General features: G+C 72.4%; 17 protein-coding genes and 1 pseudogene. 9 read left to right on the top strand and 9 right to left on the bottom strand.

The genetic code is table 11. The annotated features are described in order from the left end of the window. The first annotated feature begins 257 nt into the window (after positions 1-257). The 4 genes from OHS82_RS26950 (at position 258) to OHS82_RS26935 (ending at position 1,357) form a co-directional block, all read left to right on the top strand. A complete protein-coding gene (locus OHS82_RS26950; protein ID WP_242432909.1) occupies positions 258-419 on the top strand; it encodes a hypothetical protein in 162 nt (53 codons plus the stop codon). Then, positions 416-676, top strand: coding sequence for a hypothetical protein (locus tag OHS82_RS26945; RefSeq protein WP_057574551.1), 261 nt, complete (start codon positions 416-418; stop codon positions 674-676). The genes OHS82_RS26950 and OHS82_RS26945 overlap by 4 nt, the downstream gene beginning before the upstream one ends. Positions 677-827: 151 nt before the next feature. Continuing rightward, the gene (locus tag OHS82_RS26940; protein WP_057574550.1) at positions 828-1,100 is read left to right on the top strand and encodes a type II toxin-antitoxin system Phd/YefM family antitoxin; all 273 of its coding nucleotides are present in this window, start codon (positions 828-830) and stop codon (positions 1,098-1,100) included. Next, positions 1,097-1,357 carry a Txe/YoeB family addiction module toxin gene (locus OHS82_RS26935; protein WP_057574549.1) on the top strand — a complete coding sequence of 87 codons (261 nt, stop codon included), beginning with the start codon at positions 1,097-1,099 and terminating at the stop codon, positions 1,355-1,357. Before OHS82_RS26940 ends, OHS82_RS26935 begins: the two co-directional genes overlap by 4 nt. A 92-nt stretch (positions 1,358-1,449) precedes the next feature. Here the strand turns inward: OHS82_RS26935 and OHS82_RS26930 are convergent, their stop codons facing one another. Genes OHS82_RS26930 through OHS82_RS26920 form a run of 3 tightly spaced genes read right to left on the bottom strand, consistent with a single transcriptional unit; the run spans position 1,450 to position 4,594 of the window. After that, positions 1,450-2,289, bottom strand: a complete 840-nt coding sequence (locus tag OHS82_RS26930) for a sugar phosphate isomerase/epimerase family protein (protein WP_057574548.1) — start codon at positions 2,287-2,289, stop codon at positions 1,450-1,452. Further along, a complete protein-coding gene (locus tag OHS82_RS26925) occupies positions 2,286-3,440 on the bottom strand; it encodes a dihydrodipicolinate synthase family protein (protein WP_057574547.1) in 1,155 nt (384 codons plus the stop codon). The genes OHS82_RS26930 and OHS82_RS26925 overlap by 4 nt, the downstream gene beginning before the upstream one ends. Continuing rightward, on the bottom strand, positions 3,437-4,594 hold the full coding sequence (locus OHS82_RS26920) for a Gfo/Idh/MocA family protein (RefSeq protein WP_057574546.1): 1,158 nt from the start codon (positions 4,592-4,594) through the stop codon (positions 3,437-3,439). Before OHS82_RS26920 ends, OHS82_RS26925 begins: the two co-directional genes overlap by 4 nt. Positions 4,595-4,751: 157 nt before the next feature. Here OHS82_RS26920 and OHS82_RS26915 point away from each other — a divergent pair. Both OHS82_RS26915 and OHS82_RS26910 read left to right on the top strand, forming a co-directional pair. Next, positions 4,752-5,936 (top strand): annotated as a pseudogene (locus OHS82_RS26915) (LacI family DNA-binding transcriptional regulator); the annotation flags it as partial. A gap of 355 nt (positions 5,937-6,291) precedes the next feature. Then, positions 6,292-7,092 carry a sugar phosphate isomerase/epimerase family protein gene (locus tag OHS82_RS26910; RefSeq protein ID WP_057574545.1) on the top strand — a complete coding sequence of 267 codons (801 nt, stop codon included), beginning with the start codon at positions 6,292-6,294 and terminating at the stop codon, positions 7,090-7,092. A gap of 166 nt (positions 7,093-7,258) precedes the next feature. Here OHS82_RS26910 and OHS82_RS26905 read toward each other — a convergent pair whose 3' ends face one another. Both OHS82_RS26905 and aroA read right to left on the bottom strand, forming a co-directional pair. Continuing rightward, positions 7,259-7,891, bottom strand: a complete 633-nt coding sequence (locus OHS82_RS26905; RefSeq protein ID WP_328434694.1) for a GNAT family N-acetyltransferase — start codon at positions 7,889-7,891, stop codon at positions 7,259-7,261. Beyond that, complete coding sequence (gene aroA, locus OHS82_RS26900) at positions 7,888-9,159, bottom strand: 3-phosphoshikimate 1-carboxyvinyltransferase (protein ID WP_057574543.1); 1,272 nt, start codon at positions 9,157-9,159, stop codon at positions 7,888-7,890. The genes OHS82_RS26905 and aroA overlap by 4 nt, the downstream gene beginning before the upstream one ends. Positions 9,160-9,534: 375 nt before the next feature. On the opposite strand from aroA, the gene OHS82_RS26895 reads away from it, so the two are divergent. Next, positions 9,535-11,319 (top strand): glycoside hydrolase family 3 protein, encoded by a 1,785-nt coding sequence (locus tag OHS82_RS26895; protein ID WP_057574542.1) that lies wholly within the window; start codon positions 9,535-9,537, stop codon positions 11,317-11,319. A 129-nt stretch (positions 11,320-11,448) separates the two neighbouring features. On the opposite strand, the gene OHS82_RS26890 is transcribed toward OHS82_RS26895, so the two are convergent. The 4 genes from OHS82_RS26890 to OHS82_RS26875 form a co-directional block, all read right to left on the bottom strand. Beyond that, entirely contained in the window at positions 11,449-12,864 is a 1,416-nt protein-coding gene (locus OHS82_RS26890; protein ID WP_057574541.1) for a S28 family serine protease, read from the bottom strand. Between the two features lie 113 nt (positions 12,865-12,977). Then, the gene (locus OHS82_RS26885; protein WP_057574540.1) at positions 12,978-13,391 is read right to left on the bottom strand and encodes a hypothetical protein; all 414 of its coding nucleotides are present in this window, start codon (positions 13,389-13,391) and stop codon (positions 12,978-12,980) included. Positions 13,392-13,506: 115 nt separating this feature from the next. After that, positions 13,507-17,226 carry an ABC transporter ATP-binding protein gene (locus OHS82_RS26880; protein WP_328434693.1) on the bottom strand — a complete coding sequence of 1,240 codons (3,720 nt, stop codon included), beginning with the start codon at positions 17,224-17,226 and terminating at the stop codon, positions 13,507-13,509. Positions 17,227-17,454: 228 nt separating this feature from the next. Continuing rightward, entirely contained in the window at positions 17,455-18,309 is an 855-nt protein-coding gene (locus tag OHS82_RS26875) for a serine hydrolase (RefSeq protein ID WP_057574539.1), read from the bottom strand. Between the two features lie 212 nt (positions 18,310-18,521). Here OHS82_RS26875 and OHS82_RS26870 point away from each other — a divergent pair, with 212 nt between their 5' ends. Together OHS82_RS26870 and OHS82_RS26865 are read left to right on the top strand one after the other, a co-directional pair. After that, positions 18,522-20,783 (top strand): glycosyltransferase family 39 protein, encoded by a 2,262-nt coding sequence (locus tag OHS82_RS26870; protein ID WP_443061801.1) that lies wholly within the window; start codon positions 18,522-18,524, stop codon positions 20,781-20,783. A 190-nt stretch (positions 20,784-20,973) separates the two neighbouring features. Next, positions 20,974-21,780 (top strand): endonuclease I family protein, encoded by an 807-nt coding sequence (locus OHS82_RS26865; protein WP_057574537.1) that lies wholly within the window; start codon positions 20,974-20,976, stop codon positions 21,778-21,780. Positions 21,781-21,784: the final 4 nt, after the last annotated feature.

Genomic DNA, 21,784 nt, shown 5'->3' with positions numbered 1-21,784 from the left:
CTTTGAGATACGTATCGCGACGAGTCGATACAAGGCGATACGATGAGGACCGTCCAATGAAAGCGCCCCGGCGGGAAGGGTGAGAGCTTCCATGCCGGGGCTCAGCCGACGCTAGGAGTCGACCTGTGCGCAGCCTACTTGCCGCGATCCTGAGCCTGTTCCTGCCGCCCCGCGGAGCGCACCGCGCACCCGGCCGCCCGGCGCTTCGGACCGCGCGACCCGTCCCCCCGTGCCGTAGGCGGCCGTGCCCCGCGGACGTGCTCCTCGCCGACGGCCTGCCGCTGGTGAGGCCGTACCTCGCCGTCTGGGAACGCGAACGTGACGCGCTGGACCGCGAGCGGCTTCAGCGGGAGCGGCGGCGCGCCGCGGTCCTCGCCACCATGGGGCAGGACTACGTCCCCGTGCGGGCCGCCGTATGAGCGCGAAGCGATTCCGCAGCGTCGGCGTCGACCCCGCCACCGGCAAGGAGGCGTTCGTGCTCACGCAACCCGGCGGTGTGCTGGAGGAACTGGCCGACGCGCACGCGCTGAAGGCCTCCGCCGTCCTGGTGACGGTCGTCGGGGCCGTGCTGGAGGCCGGCAGGTCGTCCGACGCCGAACTCGCCGCGTTCGTACCGTCGCTGCACGCCGCGCTCGAGGAATGCGTCGGCATCATGGCGGCGGACAGGGAGCGCTGACGGGGAAGAGCCTGCGGGCACCGCACGTCCCAGCGGCCGTCGCACGGCACCCGCGGCAAGGCACCGTCCTCTGACGGCCGCTTCTGGTACCAAAAACTCGCACCACTACTGGTACCGTTTTCTTGTACCGGCATGAGAAGAGGAGTCCACGATGTCGATAAGTGCCAGCGAGGCGAGGAAGACCCTGTTCCCCCTCATCGAGCAGGTCAACAACGACCACACCGTCGTGGAGATCACCTCCAGGTCGGGCGACGCGGTACTGATGTCCGCCGATGACTACCGGGCATGGCAGGAAACCGTGTACCTCCTGCGGTCCCCCGCCAACGCGGCGCGCCTGATGAGGGCGGTCGCAGCCTACAAAGCCGGGGAAACCGTCGAGAAGACCGTCGACGAGCTGTACGCCGCCGCGGAGGGTGAGGGGTGAGAGACATCCGCTTCACTCCCGACGGATGGGACGACTTCGCGTATTGGGCGACGGCCGATCCGAAGATGTGCCGCCGTCTGGCGAAGGTGATCGACGACTGCCGACGCGATCCCTTCGCGGGGATCGGGAAGCCGGAGCCCCTGAGGGGCGAGCTGTCAGGGTTCTGGTCCCGCCGGATCAATGACGAGCACCGTCTGGTGTACGCCGTGGAGGACAAGGCTGTCGTGGTTCTCAAGGCCCGATACCACTACGGCTGACCGCTCGCCGCAGCGACACGAGCAGCCCTCGGGCCGTCCCGGACCCGGTGGGCCGTGTGGTCCGGGACGGTGATCCCTCTGGTGACGGGGGGCTACCGGTTCACGTGCGCCAGGAACCGCTCCGCCGTCTCCGTCAGGACCTCGCGGCCGTCCCGCGCCCACAGGCCGTCGTTGAACAGCTCGACCTCGATCGCGCCCGTGTAACCGGCCGCCTCCACGTAGCCCTGCCACTCACGCATGTCGATCGCGCCGTCGCCGATCTGGCCGCGGCCGGTCAGGACGCCCTCGGGCAGCGGCGTCGTCCAGTCGGCGAGCTGGAAGGTGTGGATGCGGCCGCCCGCACCTGCCCGGGCGATCTGTGCGGGCGCCTGGTCGTCCCACCAGATGTGGTAGGTGTCGACCGTGACGCCGACCTGGTGGGCCGGGAAGCGTTCGGCCAGGTCGAGGGCCTGGGCGAGCGTCGAGACCACACAGCGGTCGGCGGCGTACATGGGGTGCAGCGGTTCGATGGCCAGCTTCACCCCGTGCTCCTCGGCGTACGGGCCGAGTTCGGCGAGGGCGTCCGCGATGCGTTCACGGGCGCCGTGCAGGTCCTTGGACCCGGCGGGCAGGCCTCCGGACACCAGGACGAGCACCTCGGTGCCGAGGGCCGCCGCCTCGTCGACCGCCCGGCGGTTGTCGGCGAGGGCCGCCGCCCGCGCGTCCGGGTCGATCGCGGTCAGGAAGCCGCCGCGGCACAGGGTCGTCACCGTCAGGCCCGCGTCGCTGACCAGCTTCGCGGTCGCCTCCACGCCGTAGGTCTGCACCGGCTCGCGCCACAGGCCGACGTTCGTCACGCCCAGGTCACCGCAGGCGGCGACCAGTTCGGGCAGCGACAGCTGCTTCACCGTCATCTGGTTGATGGAGAAGCGGGTCAGATCCGGGTCGCTCACTGGGACACTCCGTACAGGGCGAGCAGGTTCCTCATCCGCTCCTCGGCCAGCTTCGGGTCGGGGAACAGGCCCAGACCGTCGGCGAGTTCGTAGGCGCGGGCGAAGTGCGGGAGGGAACGGGCCGACTGCAGGCCGCCGACCATCGTGAAGTGCGACTGGTGTCCTGCCAGCCAGGCCAGGAACACCACACCCGTCTTGTAGAAGCGGGTGGGGGTCTGGAAGAGGTGGCGGGAGAGTTCGACCGTCGGGTCCAGCAACGAGCGGAAACCCGTTACGTTCCCCGTGTCGAGGACGCGGACCGCCTCCGCCGCCAAGGGGCCCAGCGGGTCGAAGATGCCGAGGAGGGCGTGGCTGAAGCCCTTCTCGTCGCCCGCGATCAGCTCCGGGTAGTTGAAGTCGTCGCCGGTGTAGCAGCGCACGCCCTGCGGCAGCCTGCGCCGGATGTCGATCTCGCGCCCGGCGTCCAGCAGCGAGACCTTGATGCCCTCCACCTTGTCGGGGTGGGCGGCGATGACCTCGAGGAAGGTGTCCGTGGCCGCGTCCAGGTCGGAGGAGCCCCAGTAGCCCTCCAGCGCCGGGTCGAACATCGGGCCCAGCCAGTGCAGGATCACCGGCTCGGCGGACTGGCGCAGCAGATGGCCGTAGACGTCCAGGTAGTCCTCGGGGCCCGTCGCCGCCGCGGCCAGGGCGCGCGAGGCCATCAGGATGGAGTGCGCGCCGGAGGCCTCGACGAGGGCGAGCTGCTCCTCGTAGGCCGCGCGGACCTCGGCGAGCGTCCCGCCGGCGGTGAGCTGGTCGGTGCCGACGCCGCAGGCGATACGGCCGCCGACGGCCTTGGCCTCGGCGGCGGAGCGGCGGATCAGTTCGGCCGCGCCCGCCCATTCCAGGCCCATGCCGCGCTGCGCGGTGTCCATCGCCTCGGCGACGCCGAGTCCGTGGGACCACAGGTGGCGGCGGAAGGCGAGGGTGGCGTCCCAGTCGACGGCGGCGGGCGAGTCGGGCGACACGTCCGCGAAGGGGTCGGCGACGACGTGCGCCGCCGAGTAGACCGTGCGGGAGGTGAAGGGTGCGCCGGTGGTGAGGGCGAGCGGCTCGGTGCGGGGTTCATAGGTCCGCAGGCCGCCGTCGGCGTCGGGCAGCCGGAGGGTCACAGCGTGACCTCCGGGACCTCGAGGCGGCGGCCCTCGGCGGAGGACTTCAGGCCGAGCTCGGCGAGCTGGACGCCGCGGGCGCCGGCCAGCAGGTCCCAGTGGTAGGGGGCGTCGGCGTAGACGTGCTTGAGGAACAGCTCCCACTGGGCCTTGAAGCCGTTGTCGAACTCGCCGTTGTCGGGGACCTCCTGCCACTGGTCGCGGAAGACCTCGGTGGCGGGGATGTCGGGGTTCCAGACCGGCTTGGGGGTCGCGGAGCGGTGCTGGACGCGGCAGTTGCGCAGTCCGGCGACGGCCGAGCCCTCGGTGCCGTCGACCTGGAACTCGACCAGCTCGTCGCGGTTGACGCGGACGGTCCAGGAGGAGTTGATCTGCGCGATGGCCCCGCCGTCGAGCTCGAAGACGCCGTAGGCCGCGTCGTCGGCGGTGGCGTCGTAGGGCTTGCCCTGCTCGTCCCAGCGCTGCGGGATGTGGGTGGCGGTGAGTGCCTGGACGGACTTCACCCGGCCGAACAGCTCGTGCAGGACGTACTCCCAGTGCGGGAACATGTCGACGACGATGCCGCCGCCGTCCTCCGCGCGGTAGTTCCAGGACGGGCGCTGCGCGGCCTGCCAGTCGCCCTCGAAGACCCAGTAGCCGAACTCGCCGCGGATGGAGAGGATCCGGCCGAAGAAGCCGCCGTCGATGAGGCGCTTGAGCTTGAGCAGGCCCGGCAGGAAGAGCTTGTCCTGGACGACGCCGTGCTTGACGCCGGCGGCGGTGGCCAGCCGGGCCAGCTCCAGGGCGCCTTCGAGACCGGTCGCGGTGGGCTTCTCGGTGTAGATGTGCTTGCCGGCGGCGACCGCCTTCCTGATCGCCTCCTCGCGGGCGGAGGTGACCTGGGCGTCGAAGTAGATCTCGACGGTCGGGTCGGCGAGGACCGCGTCGAGGTCGGTGGAGACGTTCTTCGGGTCCAGTCCGTGCTGTGCGGCAAGCGTCTTCAGGGCGTGTTCACGACGGCCGACGAGGACCGGTTCCGGCCACAGCACGGTGCCGTCGCCGAGGTCGAGGCCGCCCTGCTCGCGGAGGGCCAGGATGGAGCGGACGAGGTGCTGGCGGTACCCCATGCGCCCGGTCACGCCGTTCATGGCGATACGCACCGTCTTGCGTGTCACGTCGATCCCTTCGTAGGCGTCGTGCGCAGCGTGCCTGCGCGTTCCGTACGCGGTTGTGCGCGCCGCGTACGCCTCATTCCTGATCAGCGTTACAGCAAGCGCTTTCTATACAGGAAGAAGCTAGCCTCTGACCGGTGGTCCGGACAAGACCGTGTCCATCCCGAGTTGTTCGAGGGGGCGAACAACAGGGGTCCCGGGCCGTAAGGTCTGCTCGACACGCCCGGAACCGCGCTCACCACGGCACGGTCCACCAGGGCGGATGACGACGTACGACGAGATGCGTGACCGGAGGACTGACGAGATGACGGTGACCCTGGCGGACGTGGCGGCCCGCGCGCAGGTCTCGCCCGCGACGGTGTCGCGCGTGCTGAACGGAAACTATCCCGTCGCCGCTTCCACCCGGGAACGGGTGCTGCGAGCGGTCGACGAGCTGGACTACGTGCTGAACGGGCCGGCGAGCGCGCTGGCGGCGGCGACCTCCGACCTCGTGGGCATCCTGGTGAACGACATCGCGGACCCCTTCTTCGGGATCATGGCGAGCGCGATCCAGTCGGAGATCGGGGGACCGGGCGGCCGGGCCGGGGGCGAACGGCTCGCGGTGGTCTGCAACACCGGGGGCTCGCCGGAACGCGAGCTGACCTATCTGACGCTGCTCCAGCGGCAGCGCGCCGCGGCCGTGGTGCTGACCGGCGGGGCCGTGGAGGACGAGCCGCACGCGTCGGCGGTGGCGTCCAAGCTGCGCAGACTCGGCGAAGCGGGCACCCGCGTGGTCCTGTGCGGCCGGCCGCCGGCTCCGGACACCTCGGCCATAGCGCTGACCTTCGACAACCGCGGGGGCGGGCGTGAGCTGACCGAGCACCTCCTCGGCCTCGGACACCGGCGGCTCGGCTACATCGCCGGACCCGAGGAGCGCACGACCACCCGGCACCGGCTGGAGGGCCATCGGGCGGCACTGGCCGCGGCCGGCGTCGAGGAGGACCCGCGCTGGACCGTGCACGGGCCCTACGACCGGCGGGCCGGCTACGAGGCGACGCTGGAGCTGCTGCGCCGCGACCCGTCCCTGACGGCGGTGGTGGCCGCCAACGACTCCGTCGCCCTCGGCGCCTGCGCCGCCCTGCGCGACTCGGGCCTGCGCATCCCGGACGACGTCTCGGTGGCCGGCTTCGACGACCTGCCCTTCAGCATCGACGTGGTGCCCTCCCTGACCACCGTGCGGCTGCCGCTGGCCGAGGCGGGAGCGCGGGCGGGCCGCATCGCCATGGGCCGCGAGGAGCCGCCGCCCGGCGGTATCGCCACGGTGCGGGGCGAGTTGATGGTGCGGGGGTCCTCGGGCGTACCGCGAGCGGCCTCGGAGGAGAAGCGGACGACCCGGGCCGCACAGCGGGGCGCCGCCGGCGAGAAGCAGTCGGCTCGGGCCGGACAGCCGGCCGCTTCCGGCGAGGCGGCCCAGGCAGCGCAGCCGGCGCCGTCCGGCGGCCCGCAGGCGTGAGCCTTCCCGCCGACTGCGGGAGGGCCGGGCTCCTCGAACTCCTCGAACTCCTCGAGGTCGTCCGGTCGGCCGGGGCTGGGCCCTGAGCCGATCCGTGGCCCGGGCCGGGCCCTCAGGGGGTGGGGCGGCGCAGCGCCGGGCGACGCCATCGACGGCCGCATGTCCCGCCTTACTGGACCCGGCCCCGGGTCCGGGTGAGAGTGGAGGCATGAAGTTCGCCTTCTCCACTCTCGGTGTTCCCGGTCTGCCCCTCCCCCAGGTGCTGCGGCTCGCGGTCGCGCACGGCTATCACGGCGTGGAGCTGCGCGCCCATCCCGAGGAGCCGGTCCATCCGGGGCTGAGCCCCGACGAGCGGTCCGAAGCGGCCGCCGCGTTCAAGGCGGCCGGCGTCGAGGTGCTGGGGCTCGCCGGGTACGCGCGCGTCGCCGCGCCGGGAGACGACGAGGCCGTCATCGACGAGATCCGCGCCCTCGCCGGTCTCGCCCGCGATCTCGGGGCGCCGTTCGTCCGCGTCTTCCCCGGCGGCGCGGACGGGCAGTCCCCCGCCGAGGCCGACGCCGTCGCCGCCCGACGGCTCGCCGTCGCCGCCGAGTTCGCCGCCGACCTCGGCGTGCGCGTCCTGCTGGAGACCCACGACTCCCATCGCACCGGCGCGGACGCCACCCGCGTGCTCGGCCTCGTCGGGCACCGGCAGGTCGGCGCGCTGTGGGACGTGATGCACACCTGGCTGGGCGGCGAACAGCCGCAGGAGACGTACGCGGCACTCGCCCCCTACCTCGGCTATGTGCAGGTCAAGGACATCGCGTCGGCCGACGACACCACGCCGCTGGCCCTGGGCACGGGGGTGCTGCCGCTCGCCGAGTGCGTGGAGGTGCTGACGCGCCACGAGTGGGACGGGTGGCTGTGCTGGGAGTACGAGAAGCGCTGGTACGAGGCCGCCGCGCCACTCGAGGGGCTCCTTGACGCCGGACGCGCGCACCTCGGCCGGCTCCTGAACGACTCCGCCTGAGGCCTGGCCGGGCCAGGACCTCCCCGGGCCGGTCGGAGCGCCGTGCCGCGTCCCGCGCGGTGCTCACCGTGCGGCGTAGCTCGCGGAGCTCACCGTGCTGCCTCCCGCGCGGTGCTCACCGTGCGGCATAGCTCGCGGAGCTCACGTGCGACGTACCTCGCTGTGCTCACCGTGCCGCCGGCAGGAACCGCGCCACCCGCTGCGCCAGCCGCCGCTCGCAGTCCTGCCATTCGTCGGCCGTGACCGCGAACATCGCGGAGTCGCGCAGGAGGCCGTCCTCGCCCGGCGCCCAGGAGCGGGACCAGTTGCGCAGGACGCCCTCGAAGCGGGCGCCGACGCTCGCGATGGCGGCGCGGGAGCGGCTGTTGCGGGCGTCCGTCTTCAGGTCCACCCGGGAGACGCGCCACTGTTCGAAGGCGTGCCGGAAGAGGAGCAGTTTGGCCTCGGCGTTGATGCCCGTGCCCTGGGCGGAGCCGGCCAGCCAGGTGTAACCGACTTCCACGGCGTCGAGTTGTTCGTCGGTCCGCCAGGAACGCGGCTCCAGGTACGCGGTCGCGCCGACCACTCGGCCGGAGGCGAGGGACATCTGCGCGTAGGGCGCGAGCCGGCCCGTGGCCGCGCGGGCGAGCTGGGCGTCGACGTAGTCGCCCATCTCGTCCGCGCGCGGGACCCAGGTGAAGGCGTACGTCTGCCGGTTCTCCTCGGCGGCCGCCGCCAGTCCGGCCGCGTGCCGGTGCTCCAGCGGCTCCAGGCGCACCAGCGCGCCCTCGAGCACCGGTCCCTCCAGTGTGAAAGTCACCCGACGACGTCCTTCCGCAGTGCCTTCGCCAGCTGCCCGAACGCCTCGTGGAAACCGGGGAAGGTCTTGCGGACGCAGCCGGGGTCGTCGAACGAGATTCCGGGGACACGCAGTCCCGTCACCGCGAAGGACATGACGATGCGGTGGTCGCCGTAGGTCTTGATGTCGGCGCCCGTGGGAGCGCCGGGGGCGGGAGAGCCGCTCGCGTCGGGCCGGATCTCGATCCAGTCGGGGCCGGTGGCCACCTCGACGCCGAGCCGCCGCAGGTTCTCCGCGCAGGCCTCCAGCCGGTCGCACTCCTTCACGCGGGTGTTCGCCACGTCCTCGATGCGCACCGGGCCGGTGGCGAAGGGGGCGAGCGCGGCGAGGGTCGGCATGGTGTCGGAGACGTCCCGCATGTTGACGGTGACGCCCCGGAGTTCGCCGGTCCCCGCCACGGTCGTGCGGTCCGCGCCGACGTCGACCCGGGCGCCCATCCGCCGCAGCACCTCCACGAAGCCGAGGTCGCCCTGGAGCGCGTCCTCGCCGAGGCCCGGCACGGTCACCTCGCCGCCGGTCAGCGCCGCCGCCGCGAAGAAGTAGCTCGCGGTGGAGGCGTCCGGCTCGATCGCGTACGTCGTGGCGCGGTAGCCGCCGGGCGGGACGACGTACGTGTCCCCCTCGCGTCCGACCTGCACCCCGAACGCCCGCATCATCGCGAGCGTGATCTCCACGTACGGCGCCGAGACCAGGTCGGTGACGGTGACGCGCAGACCGGTGCGGGTCAGGGGGCCGAGCAGGAGGAGGGCGGTCAGGTACTGGGAGGACTGGCCGGCGTCCAGCACCACCTCGCCGCCCTCGACGCCGGCCGCCCGCACGGTCAGCGGGTGGTGGCCCTCCGCCTCCTCGTGGCGCACGTCCACGCCCAGATCGCGCAGGGCGCGGGTGAGCGGGAGGAGGGGGCGCCGGCGCATCTGCGGGGAGGCGTCGAAGCGGTACACGCCGTGGCCTGCCGCGGCGAGCGCCGGCAGGAAGCGGGCGGTGGTCGCGCCGTCCCGGCAGAAGACGTCGGCCTCGGCGAGCGCCGGCCCCTGCGGACGGCCGTCGATCTGCCAGGCGTCCGGCGTCCGGCCGACGCGGTAGCCGAGCCGCGTCAGGCCCTCGGCGAACCCCTCGGTGTCGTCGGAGCGGAGAGGGCGCTGCAGCGTGGTGACGCCGTCGGCGGCCGCGGCCAGGAACAGGGCGCGGGCGGTGATGGACTTGGAACCGGGGATGTCGACGAGGACCATGCCCCTCATGATCCCGCGCCGCTCGCCCGCGGTGCCGGTACGTCCACGGGATGGACGAGCGACGAGACGGTTCCGTCCAGGTGAACGGCCGGGTCGACGGCGGGTCGGTTGCGGGTGGGTTGCGGATCGACGGCTTGGTCCGCGGCGATCCGGCGGCGGGTGAGCGCGGGTCCGCGGCCGGGGCGCCGAACGGTTCGGCGCACGAGCCCGCGGGCGGGTCGGGGGCCGTGGGGTGCGGGCTTTGCGGCCTCACTGGGGGCCGCACGGTCGGTCGGTGTCGGCGCGCCCCGTCCAATGCGCCGATGGCGGCGGCCGCGCGGGTAGCGTGCGCCACCGGTTCCCCACCCCGCCGTCCCCCCACCGGAAGGAGCGCCGATGCCCTCCAGACGCACCGTCCTCGCCGCCACCGCCGGCGTCACCGCCGCACTCGCCGTCCGAAGTCCCGCGCACGCGGACGAGCGCCGGCCGCGCGAGCTCCTCTCCCGTATGACGCTGGAGGAGAAGGTCGGCCAGGTCTTCGTCTCGCGGGTGCACGGCCACTCGGCGACCGCCCCCGACCCTGCCGACGCCGAAGCCAACCTCGCCGACTTCGGCGTGCGCACCGGCGCCGAACTGCTCGCCCGCTACCGGCTCGGCGGCGTCATCTACTTCGCGTGGGCGCACAACACCCGCGCCCCGCAGCAGATCGCGGACCTCTCCGACGGCCTCCAGCGGGCCTCGCTCGGGCAGCCGCGCGGTCTGCCGGTGCTGATCACCACCGACCAGGAGCACGGCGCGGTGTGCCGGGTGGGCCGGCCTGCCACCCTGTTCCCCGGCGCGATGGCGATCGGCGCGGGCGGTTCCCGCGACGACGCCCGCACCCTCGGCCGGATCGCGGGAACCGAGCTGCGGGCGATGGGCATCCGGCAGAACTACTCCCCCGTCGCCGACGTCAACGTGAACCCGGCCAACCCGGTGATCGGGGTCCGCTCGTTCGGCGCCGGCCCCGACGCGGTGGCCGCGCTGGTCACGGCGGAGGTCGAGGGCTACCGGGCGGCGGGGGTCGCGGCGACCGCCAAGCACTTCCCCGGGCACGGGGACACCACCGTGGACAGCCACACCGGCTTCCCCGTCATCACCCACACCCGTCAGGAGTGGGAGGCGCTGGACGCGGCGCCGTTCCGGGCGGCGATCGCGGCCGGCGTCGACTCGCTGATGACCGCGCACATCGTGGTGCCCTCGCTGGACGCCTCCGGCGACCCGGCCACCCTCTCCCGGCCCGTCGTCACCGGGCTCCTGCGCGAGGAGTTGGGGTACGACGGCGTCGTGGTCACCGACGCCCTGGACATGGCGGGCGTGCACACGAAGTACGGCGACGACCGGGTCCCGGTGCTCGCCCTCAAGGCCGGCGTCGACCAGCTGCTCAACCCGCCCAAGCTGGACGTCGCCTGGAACGCGGTCCTGAAGGCCGTCCGGGGCGGGGAGCTCGCCGAAGGGCGACTCGACGAGGCGGTGTTGCGCATCCTGCGGCTCAAGGAACGGCTGGGGCTGTTCGACGATCCGTACACCGACCCGGCCGGGGTCGCCCGGACCGTCGGCGCCCCCGAGCACCTCGCGACGGCCGACCTGCTCGCCGAGCGGACGACGACGCTCCTCGTCAACGAGGGCGGCGTGCTCCCGCTGTCGCCCCGCTCGCACCCCGCGCTGCTGGTCGTCGGCGCCGATCCCGCCTCGCCCACCGGCACCACGGGCCCGCCCACCGGCGTCCTCGCCGCCGCCCTCGCCGCACAGGGCTTCCGGACGACGACCCTGCCCACGGGCACGGCCCCCTCCGCCGAGACGATCGCGCAGGCGGTCGCGGCGGCGGGCGAGGCGTCCGCCGTGGTGGTCACCACCTACAACGTCACGGCGGACAGCGCCCAGAGGACACTGGTCGAGCGGCTGTCGGCGACCGGCCGGCCGGTGATCGCGGTGGCGGTCCGCAATCCCTACGACGTGGCACGGCTGCCGTCCGTCACGGCGTGCCTGGCGACGTACTGCTGGACCGACGTCGAACTGCGGGCCGCGGCGCGGGTGATCGCCGGGACGGTCCGGCCGCAGGGGAAGCTGCCGGTGCCCGTGCAGCGGGCGGATGATCCGACGCACGTGCTCTACCCGATCGGCCACGGCCTGACGTACTGAACCCGGGGCCGGCCGGGGGAACGACGGGAGCCGTGGACGCCGGACTCCCGGTGACCCCGTGTCGGGCCTGGTCGGCCGCACGCACCCGGGCGGGTGCGCGCGGCCGGCGGGGCGGCCGGTCCGGGCTGCTCACGGGCGCAGCGCGGGCTCCCGTTCCACATCGCGCACGTCCAGCTTCGGGTCGAACTTCGCGAGGGGCTTCGCCCGGTCCACGGCCGGCGCCGGGACGCCCGCCCAGTCCAGGATGCGGGCCGTGGCCAGCGCCTTCTGGTCCGCGACCAGGCCGGCCACGTTCGCGCCGTGGTTCAGGCCGGGGGCGGTGAAGACGTAGCTGTCCTTCGCGCCCTTGCCGAGCCGGAACCGCTCCGAGCCCCACGGGTCGTTCTGGCCGTAGACGAAGAGCATGTGGCGGGCGTTGTGCCGCACCCATGTGTCGACGTCCCGCATCGCCCCGGGCTGGAACCGCATCGGGATGTCGCGGGGGACGAAGTTGCGCGGCGGCTGGTAGCCGTAGCGGATGTACTTCTTCTCGATGGCCGGGAAGTGGATGGTGGGGGCGCCGAGCTGGGTGCCCGCCTGGTAGTAGTACGGCGTGTACGTGGCCAGGCCCTGGTCGGTGTAGGCGGAGAAGCCGGAGATCGCGTCGACCGAGTCCCAGATCTCGTCGTCGGTCGCGGTGGGCGCGTCGGCCGGGATCGACGCGCAGTCGGACAGCAGGCTGTACTGCCAGAAGCCCCAGACGTAGTCGAGGACGACCGCCTCGTAGGCGCGGTCCAGGCTGCCGATGGTGGTGAAGGTGTAGCCGTTCGCGGCCGTCTCCGCCGCGTATCTGCGCTCCAGGGGCTCCCGGCGCACCAGGGCCTCGCGCTGGACGGCGTTCAGCCGGTCGCGGCACTCCTTCGTGCCGACGGAGGCGAAGAAGCGGTCGTAGGCCGAGTCCTCGTGGTCGACGACGTCGTCGGGGGCGACGTAGGCGACCACGCCGTCCATGTCCCGGGGGTAGAAGCGCTCGTAGTACGTCGCCGTCATGCCGCCCTTGGAGCCGCCCGTGGAGAGCCAGTTCTTCGCGTAGATCTTCTTCAGCGCCGCGTAGACGCGGTGCTGGTCGCTCGCGGCCTGCCAGATGTCCAGCTTGGACCAGTCGGCGGGGGCCGGGCGGGACGGGGGGAAGAAGCGGTATTCCAGGGAGACCTGGTTGCCGTCCACGATCTGGGTGGGCTCGCGGCGGCCGGGGTTGGTGGAGACGTTGTAGCCGCTGGTGTAGAAGACCGTCGGGCGGCTGACGTCCTTGTGCAGCACCGTGATGCGCTGCTGGAAGGCGCCCTTGGAGGGGTGCCGGTGGTCCACCGGCTGGGTGAAGTTCAGGACGAAGAAGCGGTACCCGGGGTACGGCTTCTCCTCGATCAGGCTGACGCCCGGGATCGCGAGCAGCCGGTCCTTGATGTCGGTGGCCTCCGGCGTGGGGGCGGCGGTCGCCGCTCCCGCCGTGCTCAGCGCGCCTATGAGCACCGTGAGCGCGAGCAGCCATCTGAGCGCCTTGCGCATGCGCGTGCACCCTCCTTGTGAGACAGATGTGCGTCGCCGGAAGCTATCGGAGCAACACCGGTCACACCAGAAGGGGTTGGCGCGTCACGAGTACGGCGTGGCCGCCGCCCGGGTCAGCACAGGAACCAGCCCGACCGGTACGAGACGCTGCCCACCGCTGCCGTCACCCGCACGCGCCGGTGGCCGGCGTACGTCTTCGCGACCGGTGAACTGCGCGTGTGCATGCGCGACTTGTGCACGGCGACCAGTCCGCGCGCCTGGACGCTCACGGACACCAGCCGCTTGACGCCGGGCCGCTTCTGCACGGTGACGGCGCAGACCACGCCGCCGTCCCGGTAGATCAGTACGGAGCCGGTCGAGAAGGACAGGGTGCGCACCTTGCGTCCGGTGCAGGACGAGCCGGCGGTGGCCGCCTGGGCGCTGCCCGGGACGGCGACGGCGAGCACGACGGCCGCGATCAGCGCGGCCAGCGCCGCCGTCAGTCGTCGGACCGTCGCGCTCCGTGCGCGTTCCGCACCTGTGCCCACGGCCTTGGCCCCCTCCCGCGTCCGTCGTACGCGACGGCCGACTGTGCCCCGGCCGTGCGCGCGAATCCCGTACTGATGTACGGACGCCCGAGATGTGCCGATGGTTGCGCGACCGTCACCGGGACGCGCTCACCGGCTCCTCGGGCTCGGCCGCGCCCACGAAGGTGCGCCACAGGCGGGCGTAGCGTCCGTCCAGGGCGACGAGCTCGTCGTGGGTGCCGTCCTCGACGACCCGGCCGTGGTCCATGACCACCACCCGGTCCGCGCGCGCGGCGGTGGTCAGCCGGTGGGCGACCACGAGGGTGGTGCGGCGGCCCGTCAGACGGTCGGTGGCCTGGTTGACCTGTGCCTCCGTCGCCAGGTCGAGGGCGGCCGTGGCCTCGTCGAGCAGCAGGACGTCCGGGTCGACGAGTTCGGCGCGGGCCAGCGCGATCAGCTGGCGTTGGCCGGCGGAGAGGTTGCGGCCCCGCTCGGCGACCTCATGGAGGTAGCCGCCGTCGAGCGTGGCGATCATCTCGTGCGCGCCGACCGCCCGCGCCGCCGCCTCCACCTCGGCGTCGGAGGCGTCGGGCCGGCCGTAGGCGATCGCGTCGCGGACGGTGCCGGGGAACAGGTACGCCTCCTGCGGGACGACGCCCAGCCGGTGACGGTAGGAGGTCAGATCGAGGGAGCGCAGGTCCCGGCCGTCCACGGTGACCCGGCCGTCCGTGGGGTCGTAGAACCGGGCCACCAGCTTGACCAGGGTCGACTTACCGGCGCCGGTCTCGCCGACGAACGCGACGGTCTGGCCGGCCGGGATGCGCAGGTCGATCCCGGTGAGGGCCTCCTCCTCGGTGCCGTAGCGGAAGTGCACGTCCTCGAAGGCGATCTCGCCACTGAGCGAGCGCACCTCGTGCGGCCGTTCGGCGGACCGCGTGGACGTCGGCTCGCGGAGCAGTTCCTGGATGCGGCCCAGCGAGACGGTCGCCTGCTGGTAGCCGTCGAAGACCTGCGAGAGCTGCTGCACGGGGGCGAAGAACAGGTCGATGTACAGCAGGTAGGCCACCAGGGCGCCGGTGGTGAGCGTCGCCGCGTCGACCCGTCCCGCGCCCGCGATCAGCACGGCCGCCGCCGCGACCGAGGAGAGCAGCTGCACGAAGGGGAAGTAGATCGAGATCAGCCACTGTCCCCGGATGCGGGCCCGGCGGTAGCTGTCGGAGCGTTCCGCGAACCGTGCCGCGCCGTCCCGCTCGCGCCGGAAGGCCTGCACGATCCGCAGCCCGGACACCGACTCCTGGAGGTCGGCGTTGACCGTCGACACCCGCTCGCGGGCCAGTTCGTACGCCTTCACGCTGGCCTTGCGGAAGAAGTAGGTGGCGATGATCAGCGGCGGCAGCGTCGCGAAGACGACCAGCGCCAGCTGCACGTCGATCACCAGCAGGGCGACCATGATGCCGAAGAAGGTGACGACCGAGACGAAGGCGGTGACCAGCCCGGTCTGCAGGAACGTGGACAGGGCGTCGACGTCCGTCGTCATCCTCGTCATGATCCGGCCGGTCAGCTCCCGCTCGTAGTAGTCGAGGCCGAGACGCTGGAGCTGGGCGAAGATCTTCAGCCTGAGCGTGTAGAGGACGCGTTCGCCGGTGCGTCCGGTCATCCGGATCTCGCCGGTCTGCGCGACCCACTGCGCCACCACGGCCAGCAGGGCGAGCAGGGAGGCCGTCCAGACGGCGCCCAGCGCCGCCTGGGACACGCCCTGGTCGATGCCGTGCCGGATCATCACCGGCAGCAGCAGGCCCATGCCGGCGTCGACGGCGACCAGGGCGAGGCTGACCAGGAGCGGCGCGCCGAAGCCCTGCAGCAGCCTGCGCAGGCCGTACGACGCCTCCGGGAGGACCGCCCGCCGTTCGTCGACGCCGGGGGTGTCGGCGGCCGGGGGCAGCGCCTCGACCTGGGCGAGGAGCTCGGGGGTGGCGGGCGTCCCGGACAGCGCCGTGTCCTTCGGCTCGCGGTCGCCGGTCCACAGCCGGGGGGTGACCCCGCGTTCGGCGTCGAACTCGGCGTCCAGCTCGTCGCGGACGGAGGTGTCCTCGCCGGGGGCCTCCGGCCGGGCGTGGCCGGGCGACACGCCGCCGAGCTCGTCGGGGTCGGTGAGCAGCCGGCGGTAGAGCGCGGAGCGCTCCTGGAGCTCCTCGTGGGTGCCGAGGTCGGCGAGTCGGCCGGCGTCGAGGACGGCGATGCGGTCGGCGAGGCCGAGGGTGGAGCGGCGGTGGGCGATCAGCAGCGTGGTGCGGCCCTGCATGACCTGCCCCAGCGCCTCGTGGATCTCGTGCTCGACGGCCGCGTCCACGGCGGAGGTCGCGTCGTCGAGGACCAGCAGGCGCGGGTCGGAGAGGATCGCGCGGGCGAGCGCGACGCGCTGGCGCTGGCCGCCGGAGAGGGTGAGGCCGTGCTCGCCGACCTTCGTGTCGTAGCCCGCGGGCAGCTCGGCGACGAACCGGTCGGCCTGGGCGGCGCGGGCGGCCTCCTCGATCTGCTCCTGGGTGGCGTCGGGGCGGCCGTAGGCGATGTTGGCGCGGATGGTGTCGGAGAAGAGGAAGGAGTCCTCGGGGACGAGGCCGATCGCGGCCCGCAGCGAGTCGAGGGTGAGCTCGCGCACGTCGTGGCCGCCGATGAGGACCGCGCCCCGGGTGACGTCGTAGAAGCGGGGCAGCAGCAGTGAGACCGTGGACTTGCCGGAGCCGGAGGAGCCGACGACGGCGAGGGTCTCGCCGGGGCGGATCTCGAAGCTGAGGCCGTCGAGGACGGGACGCTCGGGGTCGTAGCCGAAGGAGACGTCGTCGAACTCGACGGTGGCCGGGGCGTCCGCGGGGAGTGCCTTGGCGCCGTCCGTCATCGACGGCTCGGTGTCGATGAGCTCCAGGACGCGCTCGGTGCCCGCGCGGGCCTGTTGGCCGACGGTGAGGACCACGGCCAGCATCCGGACCGGGCCGACGAGCTGGGCCAGGTAGGTGGAGAACGCGACGAAGGTGCCGAGGGTGATGTGGCCGCCGACGGCCAGCCAGCCGCCGAGCGCCAGCATCGCGACCTGACCGAGGGCGGGCACGGCCTGCAGGGCGGGGGTGTAGGCGGCGTTCAGCCGGATCGTGCGCAGCCGCCCCGCGAAGAGCCGGCGTCCCACCTCGCGGAGCTTCCCGGTCTCCTGCTCCTCCTGCCCGAAGCCCTTCACCACGCGCACGCCGCTGACGGCGCCGTCGACCACGCCTGCCACGGCCGCCGCCTGGGCCTGGGCGTACCAGGTGGCGGGGTGGAGCTTGGTCCGGCTGCGCCCCGCGATGTACGCGAGGGCGGGCGCCACGGCGAGGGCGACCAGGGTGAGCGGGAGCGACAGCCAGGCCATGATCACGAGGGAGATCAGGAAGAGCAGCAGGTTCCCGATCGTCATCGGGAGCATGAAGAGCAGGCCCTGGATCAGCTGGAGGTCGCTGGTCGCACGGCCGACGACCTGGCCGGTGGACAGCTCGTCCTGACGACGGCCGTCGAGCCGAGTGATCGTCTCGAACATGTCGGTCCGCAGGTCGTGCTGGACGTCCAGGGCGAGACGGCCGCCGTAGTAGCGGCGGACGTAGGTGGCGGCGTAGACGAGGACGGCGGCGGCGAGGAGGGCTCCCGCCCAGGGGGCCATGTCACGGGAGTGGTCGCCGATGACGTCGTCGATGATCACCTTGGTGACCAGCGGGACCAGCGCCATGACGGCCATGCCGACGAGCGAGGAGCCGAGGGCCAGGGCGACGTCCGCAGGGTGGCGCCGGGCGTAGCCCGCCAGCCGTCGTGCCCATCCCCGTTGCTCCGTCACGCCGGTGCCTCCGCTTCCTCGAGCTGACCTGATCTGCCGGAAGGCACCAACGCCGGGGGGTGCGGATTTCATCCCTCCGCAACAATCCTCTTCTCGGTGCGCGGGGCGCGCCTGCGGAGAGCACATACGGTCACCGGCCCGTGACCGGGGTGAATCGGCGGCGGGCCGGTGACCGGCGGGGCGATCATGCGCGTGTGCACGGGGGCGCGATCATGCGCGGGGCCGCGCTCAGGAGGCGGCCAGATCCTTGTGGACGACCTTGGCGACGCCCTGGATGGTCGCGATGCCGTAGTTCATGGTGCTGTTGCCGTGCGTGAGGACGGTCATCACGTAGTCGTGTCCGCCGCCCTTGAACGTGCCGACGCTGTGCACCCGCCAGCCCTGCGTGGCACGCGACAGCCAGCCGTTCTTCACGTGCCAGGAGACGTTCGCGGGCCGGCCGTACGGGGTGCCCCAGCGCTGCGCGGAGACGACCTTGCCCATCAGGGTGGTGACGTAGGACCTCGAGGCGTCGGTCAGCACCGTGTTCCGGGCGTGGATCAGCTTGAGCAGCTTCTGCTCGTCGGTGACGGTGATCTGCGTCAGCCCCCAGTAGTTGTTCGCACCGGGCTTGGTCTGGGTCATCTTCGCGGCCGTCAGGAACTTCTTGATCTTCGTCACGCCGAGCTGCTTCCACAGGGTGGAGGTGGAGGCGTTGTCCGACTTGGTGATCATCGCGGTGGCGAGCGTCTTCTCACGGCTGGTCAGCGTGCGGCCGGCGTTCTGCGCGTCCCACAGCAGCGCGGACAGGACCGTCACCTTGACCACGCTGGCCGAGTCGTAGGCGGTGGAGGCGCGCAGGGTGCAGGTGGTGTTCGTGCTGCGGTCGTAGAGACCGACGGCGATCGTGCCCTTGCGGCCCACCAGCGCCGCGGTGATGTCCTTCTTCAACTTGGCGGCGAGCGCGGCCTTGCTCGACGTGCAGGTGACGGTGGGCGTGGCGGCGGAGGCGGGCGCGGCGGTGGCCACGCCGGTGACGAGGACGGCGGCGCCGAGCGCCGTGGCGACCAGTCCCCTTCTGTTTCTTGCGGTCCGGTGAGTCATGCCACGTTGACTCACACATCTGACCGATAGTTGTACTTCCGTTCGACACGCGGGAGTTCGTAACAGGCTCGTCGCCGGCCGGAGACACACCGCGGACCGCGACGAGAAGTCCGAGTCGCGACGGAGGCGCTCTCACGGGTTTTTCACCCGGTCACAGCTCGTCCCCAGGCGGAGCACAGCCCCCGCTCATCGGCCGTGCGCATCGTGCAGTGGTGACATCTGCCACCGATCCCCTCCCTCACCCGACCGTGACCCCCGCCGGGTCTTCCGCCGTGTCCCCGGACCGGTCGCCGCCGGCCTCCTCCGAGACGGTTCCCCCGGCGCCCCCGCCGGCGAAGGTGCCCCGCTGGTCGCTGCCCGCGCTGATCGCGATCCTGGTCCTGGCGGGGGTGCTCTACGGCTGGAACCTGTCCGGCAACAGCCTCAACAGCTTCTACAGCGCCGCCGTCTACAGCGGCACACAGAGCTGGAAGGCGTGGTTCTTCGGCTCGCTCGACGCCGGGAGCTTCCTCACCGTCGACAAACCGCCGTTCGCACTCATGATCATGGGCCTGTCCTGCCGGGTCTTCGGCTTCGGCACCTGGCAGATGATGGCCCCGGAGATCGCGGCGGCGCTGGGCACGATCTGGATCCTGCACTCCTCCGTGAAGCGGGCGTTCGGGCACGTCGCGGCAGCCGTCGCGGCGCTGGTGCTCGCGCTGACGCCCATCACCGTCGCCATCAACCGCGACAACAACCCCGACACGATCCTCGTCCTGCTGATGGTGGCGGGCGCCGCGCTCGCCCTGCGCGCCACCCGCGACGACAGGCTGCTGCCGCTCGTCGGCTCCGCGGTCTGCTTCGGCCTCGCCTTCAACACCAAGATGCTCCAGGGCTACATCGCCCTGCCCGCCGTCTTCGCCGTGTACCTGTACGCGTCGCGGCTCGGATGGCGCAGGAAGGCCGTCAACCTGGCGCTGGCCGCCGTGGCACTGGCCGTCTCGAGCTTCTGGTGGGCGACGGCCGTCTCGCTCGTGCCGGCCGACGACCGCCCGTACATCGGCGGTTCGACCGACGGCAGCGCCTGGGACCTGATCATGGGCTACAACGGCCTCGGCCGGGTCCTCGGCGGCGAGGGCAACGGCGGGGGCGGCGGAGGCGGGGGCGCCACCTTCGCCGGGACCGCCGGCATCGGCCGGATGTTCAACGACGTGCTCGGCGGCCAGATCTCCTGGCTGATCCCCTTCGCGGGCGTCGCGCTGGTCGCCGGCCTGGTGCGGTGCGGCCGGGCCCCGCGCACCGACGCGACGCGTGCCGCGCTGGTGATGTGGGGCGGCTGGCTCGTCCTGCACTACCTGACCTTCGCCATGGCCGAGGGCACCATGCACCCCTACTACACGACCGCGCTGGCCCCGGGCATCGCGGCGCTGTGCGGGGGCGGCGGCGTCCTGCTGTGGCGCGCCTTCCGCGGCGGCGACGCCCGCTGGTCGTGGGTGCTGCCCGCGGGCCTCGCGGTCACCGGCGTCTGGGCGGTCGTGCTGCTGCGCCGGGCGACCGGCTGGAACACCTGGCTCTGGCCGGCGGTGGGCGTGGTGACGGTGCTCGCGCTCGTGGGCCTGTTCGTGCTGCGGTCGGCGACCTCGGGCACGAGGCTCCGGCTGCTCGGGGTGTCCGTCGCGGCGGCCCTCGTGGCGGGCCTCGCGGGCCCGACGGCCTACGCGGCCTCGCCGGCCTTCGGCTCCTCCGGCGGCATGATGGGCGGCACCAACCCGACCGCGGGCCCTTCCACCGGCGGCGGCATGGGCGGCCCCGGCGGCGGTGGCCGGGGCGGCTTCGGCGGGGGTGGCGGCAACGGCGGCGGCCCCGGCGGCCAGATGCCGGGCGGCACGCAGCAGGGCGGCCAGGTCGGCGGGGAGGCTCCCGGCGGCGGCAACGCCGAGACGGCGCCCGGTGGCGGCACCGGCGAACTCCCGCAGGGCGGCGGAGCAGGGGAGTTCCCGGGCGGCTCACAGGGCGGCGAGAACGGCACGGCTCCCGGCGGCGCGGCGGGCGGCGCGCCCGGCGGCATGGGCGGAGGCGGCGGCATGGGCGGCGCCGACAGCGGGCTGGTCTCGTACCTGGAGAAGCACCAGGACGGCGCCACCTGGCTGATCGCGGTGTCCAACTCGCAGAGCGCGGGCCAGCTGATCCTGAGCACCGGCAAGCCCGTCATCTCGATGTTCGGCTTCACCGGCTCCGACAACGCGATGACGCTGACCCGTCTCGAGGAACTGGTGAAGAAGGGCGAGCTGCACTACATCCAGCTCGGTGGCGGCGGCGGTCCCGGCGGCGGCGACAACAGCCTGCTGGCCGAGATCACCACGTGGGTGCAGAAGAACGGCACGGCGGTGAAGGCGAGCGAGTACGGCGCGACTTCGGCCTCCGAGGCCGGTTCCGGGACCGGCGCATCCGCCACGTCCACCGTCTACCGTCTGGACCCCTCCGACGTGAGCTGACCCGCACACCCCGGCGGCCCCCGACTCTTTCGTCGGGGGCCGCTCTGCGCCTGTCAACTCGCGTAGACAAAGGACAGTTTGCCGGTTCTCGTCATCTGAAAGACATGTCAGATTCATTGCCATGACTGCATGTGCATGTCACTCTCCCGATTGCCGCCTTCAATCAACCCGCGTAGATCGGACACCCCACATGCTGGCGACACGCATACGCCGATGGAAGTCGGTGGCGCTTGCCACCACTGCCGTCCTGGTCGGCCTCACCGCCCCCGCGCTCACCGCGTCCCCCGCCGCGGCGACCACGACGGCGTACGACTCGACGTACTACAAGAACGCGGTCGGCAAGACGGGCACGAGCCTGAAGTCCTCCCTGCACACGATCATCAGCGCCAACGTCTCGAAGATCTCGTACTCCGCGGTCTGGAACGCCCTGAAGGTCACCGACCAGGACCCGAACAACAGCAGCAACGTGATCCTGCTGTACAGCGGCGTCTCCCGCAGCAAGTCCCTCAACGGCGGCGACGTCGGCGACTGGAACCGTGAGCACGTCTGGGCCAAGTCGCACGGCGACTTCGGCGAGGTGACCGGTCCCGGCACGGACCTGCACCACCTGCGTCCCGCGGACGTGACGGTCAACAGCATCCGCGGCAACAAGGACTTCGACAACGGCGGCAGCACCGTCTCGGGCGGCGGCGGCAGTCTCACCGACTCCGACTCCTTCGAGCCGCGCGACGCCGACAAGGGCGATGTGGCCCGCATGATCCTCTACATGGCGGTCCGCTACGACGGCGGCGACGGCTTCGCCGACCTGGAGCCCAACGAGAAGGTCAACAACGGCAGCAACCCGTACATCGGCAAGCTCTCCGTGCTCAAGCAGTGGAACGACGAGGACCCGCCGAGCGCCTTCGAGGAGAAGCGCAACCAGACCATCTACGACACCTACCAGCACAACCGCAACCCGTTCATCGACCACCCGGAGTGGGTCGAGGCGATCTGGTAGGAAC

Source organism: Streptomyces sp. NBC_00425 (genome assembly GCF_036030735.1).
In the GTDB taxonomy this organism is placed as follows: Bacteria; Actinomycetota; Actinomycetes; order Streptomycetales; family Streptomycetaceae; genus Streptomyces.
Note: the sequence above shows the minus strand (reverse complement) of the source record. Positions and strands in the feature narration are given on the sequence as shown.

Coding starts and splice junctions, on each gene's coding strand:
- OHS82_RS26945 (WP_057574551.1), top strand. CDS start 416: ATGAGCGCGAAGCGATTCCGCAGCGTCGGCGTCGACCCCGCCACCGGC.
- OHS82_RS26940 (WP_057574550.1), top strand. CDS start 828: ATGTCGATAAGTGCCAGCGAGGCGAGGAAGACCCTGTTCCCCCTCATC.
- OHS82_RS26910 (WP_057574545.1), top strand. CDS start 6,292: ATGAAGTTCGCCTTCTCCACTCTCGGTGTTCCCGGTCTGCCCCTCCCC.
- aroA (WP_057574543.1), bottom strand. CDS start 9,159: ATGGTCCTCGTCGACATCCCCGGTTCCAAGTCCATCACCGCCCGCGCC.
- OHS82_RS26895 (WP_057574542.1), top strand. CDS start 9,535: ATGCCCTCCAGACGCACCGTCCTCGCCGCCACCGCCGGCGTCACCGCC.
- OHS82_RS26890 (WP_057574541.1), bottom strand. CDS start 12,864: ATGCGCAAGGCGCTCAGATGGCTGCTCGCGCTCACGGTGCTCATAGGC.
- OHS82_RS26875 (WP_057574539.1), bottom strand. CDS start 18,309: ATGACTCACCGGACCGCAAGAAACAGAAGGGGACTGGTCGCCACGGCG.
- OHS82_RS26865 (WP_057574537.1), top strand. CDS start 20,974: ATGCTGGCGACACGCATACGCCGATGGAAGTCGGTGGCGCTTGCCACC.